We start from the raw sequence: 13,453 nt of genomic DNA, 5'->3' as shown, positions 1-13,453 counted from the left end.
GCTGTAGCCGAGCTTGGACAGCACTTTGTCTTGTTGTGCCAACGTCAGGTCTGCAAAAGCTGTGGCAGGCGCCGGCTTGCCAGCATCTGCCCACTGCACGCCCGCTACGGTGTAGTCTGCGGTTGCTCCTTCGGTGAAAGCCGTGCGAATTTGACCTTGCGCCACGGTCGCTGCCGGATTGTAAAAAACCTGTTGTCCGTACAAGTTGTAGCCCAAGCCTTCTGCCACCAAAGTACGCTGGGCAAGGGTCAGGTCTTCGAAAGATGCAAATTCGCTGACCGTGCCACTGGCTTGCATCGGCGCACCCGGACCACCCCAGTCAATGCGGCTGTAGTCGATTTGGCCGGCCATGTGGAAGCCCTTGACCATTTGTTGGCCAGAGGCCGCGTCGGCTTTGTAGAAGCTGGTGCCGTCGAAAATCTCATACCCCAGGGCGAAGGCGACCTGCTTCTTCTGGGCGGCAGACAGTGAGGCAAATGCTGTCTCTGCGCCTGGTGCTCCCGCAGAACCCCAATAAATGTCCGCGTTTTTGTAGTCGGTGACTACCCCTTGCGTGAAGTTGGTGACAATGCGCTTTTCTGGCACGGCACTGAAGTTGCTGAAGTAGTAACCCGCGACGGTTGTGCTGAATTTCAAGGTGTTGGCAACGGCCTCTTTCTGGGCTGGTGTCAACTTGTCAAATGTCGTGTCGGCATCTGGCGCAGCGACCACACCCCAGTTGACTGAGGCAACGTCGTATTCCGGAAAGTAACCCAGATACTTGGCGGCATCTATTTTCTGGTTGATGGTCAGCTGGCTGAGATTTGCATTGGCCGCTGGGGCACCATCCTTGACGCCCCAAGTGGCGGAAGCGTTGAAATAATAAACCCCAAAGGTGCTGCGCTGGTTGTCTGGTACGTCCGGCACATACCCTGCGGACAATGGGTTCTTCGTGAACTGGTATTTCGGTTCTACGTTGTAGCCCAGTTGGCGTGCTACCGCCAGTTTCTGCGCATCGCTCAGGCTACCAAAGTCAGCGTTGACCGATGGAGCTGACACACCCTGGGCGGCCCAGTTGATCTGGTTATTGCTGTAATCGGCAGACTTGCCCTGCAACAAGCCAGTGGTGTATTGCCCCGTGGTGGGGTTGAAGTAATACGTTCCGGAGAGCTTGGAATATCCTCCAGCGGCTGCCTGTGCGTCCTGTTGTCCCGACGTGAGTTGGGCTGGGGCCAGGTTTTCCACGAAGGTGTTGGTGGCAGCGTTGTAGAAGCCCCCTTTGTCGTACACGGTGTAACCCAATGACGTGGCGATGCTGCGCCGCACCTCCAGTGGCAATGACGCAAAAGGCGTGTAGTTGGTCACCGAGGTAACTGTGGGCGTCGTACCCAAAATAATGCCCTTGGCGACCAACGCGTCACGCAATGCGGTGGGCAAAGTACGGTTCTGCAACCCGGTCAAGATCGCGGCGTCAAACCCAACGCTGCTCACTTCGACGCCATTGATGGTGTCAAAGTAGCTGGCGTAATCGTCATTCTTGTCGCCATAGTTCAGGCTCATGCCTCCGGCAGCCGTTACCGCACCATCCAGACGCAAGCGGCCGGCAGTGTCAATGATCAAACGGGTGCCGGTGCCTGTGGCTACCGCCAATTGTTCGCCGTTGACCGTCTCAAATCGGGCGCCCACCGTTACAGCAGCGCCGCTGTCCACGTACAGATAGTCGCTTGATTTGAGGGTAACCAAAGCATTGGAATTACGCGCAGCCACCACGGCGCCAAACTGCAACTGAATGCCCGTGCCAGCATCCATGGTGACGCTGGAGCCCACCCCCTGGGCCTGAATGGTGGTACCACTGATGATGGAGTGGGAGGTTTTAATAACAACGCTGCTCGCGTCATTGTAGGAATAGATGCTGCTGCCTTCGTCTGCCTTCACCGAGTTGGGTGCTGCGCCGAAGGTCACCATGGCGTCAACGCCCGTTGAGCCGTGCACCTGGATATTGACCCGGTCATCACCCCGGATCCAGCCGGTTACCAGCAGTTGCTCGGTCAAATTGATGCGGGTTTCGCGACCATGCACACCCGAATCGGCCGCGCCCATGGGCGCACGCACGTTGGTGCGTTGCACCTCCATCAGGGCCGCTTCAAAGCGCAATACATCAGTGGAGCGCACATCGCCCACGATGTTGATGCGATCGGCCTTGAAGGTGGCTGCGTCACGCAGCATGGCGCTGAAGTTGAAGATGCCAATGGGGAAGTCTTTGACATCTCCAATGTACATCGTGACACCTGAGGCCTGGTGTCCCACGTTGATCTGGGCAAAGCCGTCTTGTAACGCGGAAAGGTCGCGCATCCCCAATTCCATCGCGCCGGTGGCTCCGCCTGTCGAGTAATCTCGTCCATAGACGGATTGCCCTGCGCCGCCAATGCGGTAGTTTTGCGTGGCCGCTTTGGCCGTGATGGTCAACACCCCTGTGCCACGCACCTTGTCGTCACCCGACATGAAGTCAATGTCGTCACTGGTCAGGGTGATGTCCTTGGCACTGGCCGCGGTCTGGATAACACCACTGTCCAGGCTCAGCAAAGCCTCTCGACCAGCGAGTTCAATGTCGATGCTGCCGCTGCTCGCGTACACCCCGCCTGCGGACCCGCGGGCACCCTCGGTGATGGTGAGGCTGTCTGACTCACGAACGATGATATTGCCCGCGCCCAAATTGACCATCGTCAACGCGCCAAGCGTGGTGCGCAGTGTGCCAATGAGGCCGTTGGATTGCAGGTTGAAGTGGCCCAGGGGGGCTACCAACTGGGATTCGCTCACATTGAGCACGCCCGCTGCGGTCAACTTCAGGCCGGTCGCCCCCCACGAGTTGCCGGCGACATTTTTCAGCGTGGTCGTGACCGCGCTGTCGGTCACGACGATCGTGTCTACCGCGTCATCAAAATTGATGGCACGGTCTTTGTACAGGTATTGGTGTGCATTCAGGTAAATCGGCGCATCGGACGTCAGCGCATCCAGCACGACCGTATCCTGCCCTGTGCCACCCTTGACAGTTAGCACGCCGGCGTTGTCGGCATAAACCGTGTTGTTGCCACCACCAAGCGCCAGGCTGGTGTTGGTGGAGCCGCGCACCGTGATGGTGTTGTTGCCGCTGCCTGCATTGATGGTATTTTTGCCCGCACCCATGTCAATGGCGTTGGAGCCCATGCCTCCAGTGAACTTGTCGTTGCCCGCACCGCCGCTGTAGGTAATGCCGCTGACGTCACCACCCATAAAGACATCATTGCCCGCCCCGCCGCTGATGGCGCTGCCTTGTTTTCCACCCAGAATAATTAAATTGTCGTTGCCGTCGCCGCCGTTTATTTCCAGCACCGCGTCCACACCTTCACTGACAAAATAGCTGTCATTGCCCTTGCCGCCATTGGCAACAATGCGTTTGACACCGGTGTAGGTATTTTTCACCCCCAAAGCACTGACGCTGATGCCGCCGGTCAACTTGCCGTCGGTGTCGCGCAGGGCGTCAATGTTGTAGGTTTCGTGGATAACGTCGTCGTAGATGCCGGCGCCGTAGCGCCCAGCAGCATCACCCGAGTGCAGGTACAGCGTGTCGCCGTCCTGATGGCTGATCACCGGTGGAGCGCCCCAGCTCCAGGCATAGCCTGCAGACACACTCATCCCCGCAACCGTCACACTCGCGTTGAGCGTGGCGCTGGCTGCGGTAAGAATAATTTCGCCGCTGAATCCCGCCAAAGTCTCGTTGATTTCAAAAAAGCCCAGGTCAATGTGAACATCCAAACTTCCGTACACACTGGCAGCAAACAGCGTGTTGCTGAAGGTCATGGACATGCCAGCCTTGAGCACCAGAATCTCCATATCCACTTCAACGTCTACCGAACCCTTGATTTCAAAATCACCGTCCGACTGCAAATAGCCGCTGATATCGACCTTCAGAACGCCAAAAAAGTCCAGCGTTGCCTTGTCCAAACGTATTTCGAACACACTGTCGACCAGGCTCATCCCGCCTTTGAAGTCAAGGTCGAATGCCAGTATCTTGATCTTTCCATCCAATTCCAGATTGAAAATGGTGTTGCCCTTGATGACAGCGCCTGTCAAGGTGGTGTAGTCGGCCGAGCCAGTGTTTATCTCCAGCAAGGCGCCGGCCTTGATGCCAATGGCCGCAATGCCGAGGTCCACAGTGGTATTGGCCCGCAGTGCGAAGAACGCGCCATCGCCCTTGTCCATGATGGCAGCAGCACCGGTGAAGCCCAAGGCGCCAAAAGCACCCAGATCAAGCTTCATGTCAAGCGCAGCCTGAATGCCCTGCTTGTCCAGCTTCAGCGCCATGGCGCCTTCGAGCGTGATGCCGACCAGGTCAATGGAGCCAGCACCTTTGAGGAACAAGGTGCTTGCTTCGATGGTGCTTAGCTCGGTCAGGGCCTTGCCATTGCCGTCCCGCATCACCGCCTTGATGGCGTCCAGCTTGAGCGTTTTGACAGTCTGCAACGTGTTGGTGGTGTTGATCTGCAACAGCACGCTGGCTTCAATGGAAAAGGCACCAGCAACTTCAAGCAGTTTTTGGCCAGGTGCGCCTACTTGCAAGCTTCCATATAGGCCTTCTGCCACCATGCCCAATGTGCCCGTGACATCCAGCGGTTTGAGCAAGGGCAAATCCAATGTAGCGGTGACACTCATCTCCATGCCTGACGCGGAAACAATGATGCCAAAGTCGCCATCCAGCTTCAACGCGCCATCCAGCAGGTCAAGGCTGCCGTCCCCCAGCAACTGCACATACATGCCGGTCCACTCGGGTTTGCCACTCGGCGTGGCACTGATGCTGTACTGCCAGTTGGGGAACTGCGCAGGAGCTGTGGCGGGGTTGGTGTCGTCGTCCAAAACATGCTTGAATGCAGCTGGCACGTCATAGACAATGGTTTGTCCAAACGTGTTGAGCGTCAAGTCCAGGTGTGCATCCAGTCGGGCCACGCTGCCCAGATCGATGCCGGCAGACAACTCCATGCGCAACGCCACACCGGCGACGCCACCGCGTTTGCCAATCACCAAAAGGCCGGTTGCTTCTCTTTCTATAGCAAAGGCGCCCTTTCCGATGCGCGCGGTAACGTCGGCAAACACGGTAAGACCGTTACTGGCACTGGCTTGGAAGTCCAGCACACCTGTCATGTGAACCAGGCCATACAGGTCCAATTCGGCTTGCCCAAAGATACGAATCAGCTGTTCCTTGTAGTCAAGGACGATGGGTGCTGACGAATTTCCGGTGGGAATGGCGTAACCAGGCTTGACGATATCGTTGCTGGTGATGTCGTCCTGGTTGACCGCCAGCGACATGTCCTTCCAGTTGCTCTTGGAAAAGTCGATGGTGGTGAGTGCAAAGGTGGCGCTGGCGTCGTTGTACGAAACAGCACCCGTAGCTGAATCTTTGACATACCCACCTGCGCTGATGACGGTGCGTGCGCCGGTGTTCAAGTTCAGCTTCAGACCGGTGGCTTGCAGGGTGACATCGTCGATGCCCACCATTTTGATGCTCTGGATGTTGGCTTGGGCCGCGAGGTAAACGCCTACCGTGAGTCCGCCGGTACCAAACTTGAGTTCTCGGGCGACGACGACACCCAGATCCAGGTTTTCAATGGCCAGGCCGACGGCAGTGGTGTCGGGCGTGTCGCTTGCCTCGATGCGACCGTAGCCAGTGGTTCCTATTGAACTGGTATCGCGCCAATAGGCTCCTACGCCCACAAACCCATAGGCATCGTTGATACCAATGGCCAGGGTGCTGACCTGGGTCACTTCTCCGGTGGACAGCGTGACGGTCTCAGAGCCTTTCTTGGTGAACGCCATAGAGGCCGACAGCTGTGCGAAACCGGCCAGGTTGATCTGCGCGTAACCGACTTTGGCCTGGATGATTTCTTCGGAAAAATCCAGGATGACCGTGCTGCTTCCCCCGGCTGGCACGGCAAAGCCAGATTGAAAACTGGTTTTATAGTTGATGGACGGGGGGCCAATCAACTGCATGGCGGCATTGGCAATTGGGCCGCCGGGAACAAAGAAGGTGTTGATATTGACTTCAATATCGTGCGCCTGAACGTCCAGCAGGCTCTTGTCAATGCCGGTCAGGAATGCGTCACCCACACTGGCTTTGGCCGAGATGAATTTGGGAGCAAGGCTCTTGAGCGATGGACTTGCCGTGAGCAAGGTGGGCGTCATGATGGCCAGACCAAAGTTCACGTTGTCTAGGACCAAGCCCATCGCGCCATTGTTGATGCTGTCCAGCAGGCCATCCGGTGCGCCAGTCATCCCGTCGGCGCCAAAGCGGTCCACGCCATAACGGTAGGGACCGCCCACTCCGGCAAAGCCGCTCAGGTTGGCGCCGCCCAGGGTCATCGCCTCAACCTGCATCGGAACGGTTGGTCCGCTTCCCAATTCGGACAGCAGAGTGGACAGGCCGCCCGGATTGACATCCACGGTAAATCGCTCGCCTTGTCGGAACGCCAGCGAACCACGCAGGCTCAGAAACTCGGAAACCTGGATTTCGGCCATCCCGATGTCCAGACCGATGATGTCTTCTCCGCCAAAATCCAGATACACCGGCGCACCGCCCGTGGCCACCTTGTAACCCACAGGTTTGTTCTTGCTGGCATCTGAATTGCCGGTGACAGCAGGAAAGGTGGTTTTGAAGTCGGCGCGGGAGCGCATCGCCCCACCAAACAGTTCGCCGCCCGCATTGACTTGCAGTGTGACGTCTTGAGCCGTCAGCTTCAGCACATCGCCAAAGCCATAGGTACCCACCTGGTCCGCGTGCGCGGTGAGGGAATAGAAGTTTTTTGCCTTGAAGAAATCGGGCAAATCCGCTTTGAAGATACCGAGACCAATATCCAGATTATCAAGACCAAAACCAGTGAGGCCCGATTGCGTGGAAAAAGCTGTTGTGAAGTCCGGTGTTCCAGAACCGATGAAGGCAGAGATATTCGAGCCCCCCAGTGTCAGGCCCTTGAAGTCAACATTGCTCACGCGTGAGAAATCTGCGGATATGCCACCCAAGGCCTTGATGCCGCTGATGATGGTGCTGGCCGTGCTACCGAGTGCAGATTGAAGCGTTGTCAAGTCTGCCGGCAAACCGGTGTACATGGTGCCATTGAAGGTCTGGCCCAGATTCAGTTCAAAGTCGCCATGCAGGTGAACGAAATCACCCAGACTCAAATCGACATCAGGCAGTGAAATTTTGCCCAGGACGATCGCACCCAAGTTGAGATCGAAGCCAATGGACAGGTCAAGCTTGCTGATGAAGTCGAATGCACCTTTCAAAAACCCGATGTCCGGCATATCCGGAATCAGACCCGTCAATCCTTTCAGGCTGATGGTGGGCATGAAGCCTGTCGGCACATCAAAACCAGGGAGGCTCAGAGAAAAATTGGGCAGGTTGAGTTCTGGAAAAATAATATCCGGGAACTGAACTTTGAGGTCAGGCCAGTTGAGCACCAGGTTAGTCAGGGCAGACAAATCAATTTTTGGAACGCTCCAGCTGAAGTCCGGAATATTGAACAGGCTGAAATCCGGGAACGCTGGCAACTCAGGCAGCCTCGGAAATTGCAGTTTCAGATCGGGCCACTGCGCATATAGCAAATGCAGGCTTGGCAAATCAAACTCTGGAATGTTGATTCCGTCGAGGTCGGGCAAGCTCACGTCCGGAAAATCAAACGCTACGAACTGCAAGGTGGGCAGTTTGAATTTCAGCAGGTCAAAATCCGGCATCGTCACACTGGGCAAGCCAATGCTTCCCAGGTTGATGCTTGGCATTTCAAACTCGAAGTTGAAGTCGTGTTTGATGTCAAACAAGTCAAAAATACCCAACTTGGCCTTGATTTGCAGCCCCAGCAGGTTGGATGCATAGTCCAGGCTCATGGACTGACCCAGCGTGCCGACGGGAATGGTCAACTTTTTATCGGGCAACTCTGTGTAGTCAACAAACAGGCTTGGAATCGGGTAGCCGTTGGCAGTGGCGCCATTGAGCTTCAAGACGACATCGGTCCCTTCCAGCGTCAGGTACGGGTCGGTACCGACCAGCCCTGCCTTGTCCGCACTTGCGTACAAGCTGTAAAAATTGACTCCCGGCACAGCAAAGCCAGACGCCTTTGAAGGCGTCAGCATCGACATGACAAAGTCCAGATTGTCAATAGCAAAGCCAACCGCATCGGGATTGGGCGCGCCGGCCACCAAGACACCATTTGCGTCTTTGGTCACGGTCTTGTACGGACCATTGAAGCCTGCAAACGCTTGAACGCCCATGCCGGCAACGATCAGCGCGTCAGCCGGAGCGACCACTTCCATTCCCGCCAGATTGAAGCCAACGCGATCCAGCGTGCGTTTCTGGAACGTAAATCCACCTTGCAAATTAACAATTCCGGCAACGCTGGCCGTTGCCAAGCCTACCGTGGCTTCAATCAACTGGTCGCTGAAATCCAGCACGATGGGCTTGAGCGGATTCCCTGTGGCAACGCTGACGCCGGTCGAAGCTTTGAGGGTTGATCCGTCATAAGTCTTGGTGAAGTCCAGCACAAACAACGGGTTGCTGGAGGTATTGAGGTTGACCTGAACATCCTGCAGGTCGAACTCAATGAAGTCACCCATACCCATGAAGCCGATCATGTTGGCATCGGCTTTGAGCGCGGTGTATTTGACCTTCGTCACCTTGTCCTGAAACAAGCCCAAACCGAAGCTGAAATCATCAATCACCAAGCCAATGGCATCGGGGTTGGCCAAAGCATCGGCCAGCGTGATGCTGCCGTCCCGGTTGGAGTCGGTGCGGTACGGCCCGCCTACGCCGACAAAGGCCTGCACGTGGCTGGCACCGATGGTGAAGGCATTGGCCAGCACCGGCACATGGATGCCGCCCAGCGTCCTGGCACTGAGGGTTTGCGTGGCCCCCTTTTCAAACGCGAAGGAACCGGTGGCATAGATGAACTCGGAAATCTTTAGCGTGGCCTTGTTCAGGCTGGCACCAATGGTGGCCCCCGTCATGTCCAACAAAACAGGTGTAGCGCCTGTCTGTACTGAATAACCTGCTATTAAATTAATAGCATTTACCGGGAAACTGGTGAGGAAATTGAGGGCCGGGCCGGTGCTGGCGGTGTTGACCTTGAAATCGATCCCGGACAGCGAGAGTTGGAAATCCTTGGGATCAAAGCCATACAACGCCACCGTATCAGCATGCGCCTTGGCGGCGGTGTACTGAACACCCGCGGCTGATTTGACCTGCATGACACCGAAGTCGATGCCTTCGGCACCAAAACCGTACAGGGCGCTCGCCTGTTGGGCAAAGGTCTTGGAACGGTCAAAGCCGCTGCTGGCATAACCCACAAAAACATCAATGTCCGCGCCGCCGATGGCAAAGCCCTTGGCATTGAGTACCGGCTGATCACCTGCTTTGAGGCTGCTGCCAAAGTCGATCTTCTGGAACCCAATAGCACCCTGAGCATAGAAAAACTGCGATATCGACAATGTGGCGCGGTCTGCGTACACCCCCATCGCGCGACTGCTGAAATCGATCACGGTACTGCCAGTGGAGCCCAACTTCAGCCCGCCCGCGAAGGAAGCGGCATAGTCAATGACCGAGCCGCTGGTGTCGGCAGTTGCGTAATCAAAGCGCAAATCAGACGCGGAAAGCTCGAAATCGTTTGAGTCGAAGCCATAGACCGCTGCATTGGTCATGTTGGCCTTGACCGCGGTGTAGGACTGGCTACCGGCCTTGGTCAACACGATGCCGAAATTGACGCCGGTGACGCCAAACCCGTACAGATTGGCGGCCTGCTGCGCCAGCGTCTTGCTGCTGTCAAAACCACCGTCGGCGTAGCCAGCAAAAGCAGTGATGCTGCTGCCGGTGATCGCCAGCATGGAGGCTGCAGTGACTGGTGTCGAGACACCGGTGGTGTTCTTGAGCGTCAGTGGCGAGGTGGGCGTGTATTTTTCGAAACCGATGCGGCCATTGAAATAAGCGAAATCCTGGACTTTGAGCGTGAAGTCGCCTTCTGCGCGCACCAGTTCTCCGGCGGCCCCGGACAGGTCGATTTTGATCGACGTGCCAGTTCCAGTGGTCACGGTCAGATTGCTGGCCGCAAAGTCAACGACCTGGTCGCCGTCTTTGCCCGCCTGATTCACATCGACGGAGACATTGCGCGCGGTTGGCAGCAAGTCGGTCAGCCCCACGAAACTTATCGAGGTTGAATCGGCAGAAAGTGCGGTCCACTTGCGCGAGACATCCGCTTTGGATGTCAACAGGGCCAGGCCGAAATCAATATTTTTAAGCGACAGACCGACCGCATCGGTGTTGAGTTGGCCGTTGGCGTCAAAGCCGCCGCCCACCCCAGCAAACACGTTGACCGAAGCACCACCAATGGTCAGCACGTCCACCGCCACCTGCTCCGCGCTGGATGAACCGGTTTTCTTGGCCAGGGTGACGCTGTCACTGCGCTTTTCAATCGCCAGGTTGCCGTGCACCGACACGAAGCCGTACACGTTGATGTTCAGCATTCCACTGGCTTGCAACAATTCGCCTTTGGCACCATCGAGTGTGAGCTCCAACAACGTGCCTGTGCCCGTGCCTGTGGCCACGTTCAGCGCGGTCTTGCGCTCGGTGGCGCTGCCGGTCTTGAGGCTGTAGTCCACGACTGCGCCGTTGAGCTCCGTCGCTTGGTTGATTTCCACACTGATGTTGGTTCCGCTGATGGTCAGGTCTTGACCCAAACCTACAAAGCCCACACTGCCCGCCGTGGCCTGCAGCGATGTCCACTGGCGAGCCGTGGTGGCAGGGTCGGCATCGGGCTTTTCGCTCAATATCGCCAAGCCAAACGCCACGCCCGACAAACTGAGCCCTGTCATCTCGTTTTTAAGCGTCCCGTCTGCATTGAAACCACCGCCTATCCCCGCATAGGCACTCAGGTTGTTGCCGCCAATGGTCAACACGTCCACCGACAGCTGCGTCGCCGGCTTGGTCACCACATCGTTGGCATCCACCACCGCATCACCCAGCGTGATTTGCTGGGTGCTTTTTTGTATTGCCAGGTTGCCTTGCACCCCAAAAAACCCATTGACATCCAGCGTCAGGTTGCCGCTCGCTTGCAACAATTCTCCACGGGCGCCATCTGCAGACAGGTTCAGGGCCTTTCCGGCAACCGTGATGCCCGTTGCGCGGGTGCCAGAGAAATCAGCCACTTTTTGGCCATTTGAAGCCGTGTTGTAGGTCAGCGCAAGGCCGCTTGCAGCCAGGGTGATCCCGGATATGCCAGACAGGCTCGCGCTGCCTAGCGTTCCAGACAGACTGGTCCACCTGTTGGCCGTATTGGCTGTGTCGGAAAACAGACCCAGAACAAACTCCAGGCCAGTTGCCCGGAACCCGACAAATCCGGACTCACCAGGGTTTAGACCCACCGCCGCGGACATGCCGCTACCGGCTACCCAGATCTGATTCACCAAGCGTGTCGTGTTGTCTGCCAAATTGAGCGTCGCGGGCTGCCCGGCCCATCGCACAGCCAACGAACCAGAGGCCTGGATAAAACCCGCAACCGACAGTTCTGCCCCAACAATAGACAATTCCTGCGTGCCTGCGTTCAAGCCCGCACCAAAGGTGTACGACTGACCTGCGGCCGAAATTACCGAGTTACTTGCATCTGCATTGGTGTCATTCAATCGCAATGTCACCTGCGTGGCGGACAGAGACAGGGCCTCGCCCAGATTGGAACTGACAGCGCCACTGGCCTCAAGCACGCGCCCCGCGGAAGAGATGAACAAGCCCAGGCTGGCCTGCTTAAGCCCGACATTGAAACTGCCGGCGGCCACTTGCGCCGAGGCACCCACCGCCACCACCTGCATGACCGTGCCATTTTTCGCAAAGAAGAAATCCCCGCCCACACTGAGACCCGAGCCCAATGAAGCCGCCAAACCGACGACACTGACAGATTGCAGGTTGCTGGAGGCCGCTACTTCGCCAAAGGTGTAGCTGAAATTACTGGCAAAACTGAGCACGCGCCCCGTCTGGACTGCCTCCGTACGATTAAGAACAACCCGGACAGCCTGCGCACTCACGCTGGCAAAGCCGCCACCCGACAGCGCCAGGCTGCCGGCGGCCTCAAAGACCATGCCAGAGCTGCCATTTACCAGGCCAAAGGTGCCGTTGCTGACACCTGCCGAGACGCCCCCAGCGTTCAGGCTGGCCGTGACATTATTGCCGGCCATGACAAAGTCCGAACCCAGAACCGCTACACCCACCCTGGCGCTGAGGGTCACGTCGCCTACCGACCCGGCCAATTGGCCCGAGGCCAAGAAATACTTGCCGGTGGAGCCATCTGCATTGAAGGTGGTGGAGCCGACCGTGATGGCTTTGGCACTTAAATTCAAAAGCGCATCATTGGCAGCGCCTCCGGCCAAAGTCCCATAGCCGAAGTTAATATCCAGGTCGAGGCTGGTGCCCTGCAGGCTCAGTCCTGAAATGCCGCTGATGGCGGCATTGCTAACGAGCCCCTTGCCCAACACCCAGCCGTAACTCGCGCCCCACGTATTTCCTTGAACGAACGCCATGTCAAGCGTGAGGCCGGACAGTGCCAGACCCTTGCCAGAAACGCCCATGAATGCGCTTGCGTTATTGGCAGTCAGCGACCAAATATTAGTACTCAGGCTGGTGCCACCCACGGGGGTAAACGTTTGCCCAGGGGTGTACCCCAGTGTGAAGTTTCCTTGGGCCGTCAGGCTACTGCTCAGGTCCAGACTGCCAGCGAAAGTGACCGGCGGCAGATTCTGGAAATAGCTGCGATTCAGCAATTCGCCCATTTGGTCTACGGGCTCGTCAATCAAAGCACCCAGAACAAAGTCCATGGACGGCTGCACCGTGCGGGCGGTCAGGAGCAACTTGTCTGTTTCCTGAGCGACTTCAAAGTACAGATGGTCATTCGCCTGCAGCAGGCCCAAGCCATTGGCAAACTTGCCTGTGGCAGAGCCATAGGTCATGACGGTGAAAACGTCGCCATCCTTCGGCTTGAAGTTATCGTAGAGTGAAACCGACAATTTACCGTCCAGCGCGGCAGTACCAGTTACGTTGAGTTGGTCGTAATGTCCAGCGCCCGTGCCTGCTGAATTTCCGCCAATTTCAATTTGCAGAGTTCCGCTGGCATCCTGTGTGTAAGTATTGACGGTTTGAACGCCAGGTGAGTATCCCGGACTCACCACACCCGTATTAAACAGGTCAACATTCATGGAGCCGCTGCCGCCCAGTATTTCGTTGGCAGCAACGCGCAGGGAGGTGTCCATGAAGCCTGACAACGTTGCCATTTGGCCCATGTCGAATAAAACGGCATCGACGGCAAAGGTTGCTGCAGCACTGTTTGCCGCTGGACTTGACAGCAGGCGAGCCATCAATGGCACCGAAATTGAAGGGCTGCTTGCTGCCTGGGCGGCAGCATACGCTTCGGTGATGCTTTGA

At 57.0% G+C, this 13,453-nt stretch carries 2 protein-coding genes (1 of these 2 cut by a window edge); one reads left to right on the top strand and one right to left on the bottom strand.

Translation table 11 applies throughout. From position 1 onward, the window contains the following. The coding region annotated (locus IWX85_RS16915; RefSeq protein WP_231379892.1) for a hypothetical protein crosses the window boundary (this coding region is incomplete at its 3' end): on the bottom strand, nucleotides 1-13,281 show 13,281 of its 30,800 nt. Its footprint begins 17,519 nt before the window's first position. Here IWX85_RS16915 and IWX85_RS20565 point away from each other — a divergent pair. Then, nucleotides 13,280-13,453, top strand: coding sequence for a hypothetical protein (locus IWX85_RS20565; RefSeq protein ID WP_231379891.1), 174 nt, complete (start codon nucleotides 13,280-13,282; stop codon nucleotides 13,451-13,453). The two genes, IWX85_RS16915 and IWX85_RS20565, sit on opposite strands and share 2 nt — an antisense overlap.

This window comes from Polaromonas sp. CG_9.11, from assembly GCF_015752225.1.
Classification (GTDB): domain Bacteria; phylum Pseudomonadota; class Gammaproteobacteria; order Burkholderiales; family Burkholderiaceae_C; genus Polaromonas.
This window is presented reverse-complemented; position numbering and strand designations above follow the sequence as displayed.

Bases quoted from the DNA above. Each gene is read 5' to 3' on its own strand.
- IWX85_RS20565 (WP_231379891.1), top strand. From the start codon at position 13,280: ATGAAGCCTGACAACGTTGCCATTTGGCCCATGTCGAATAAAACGGCA.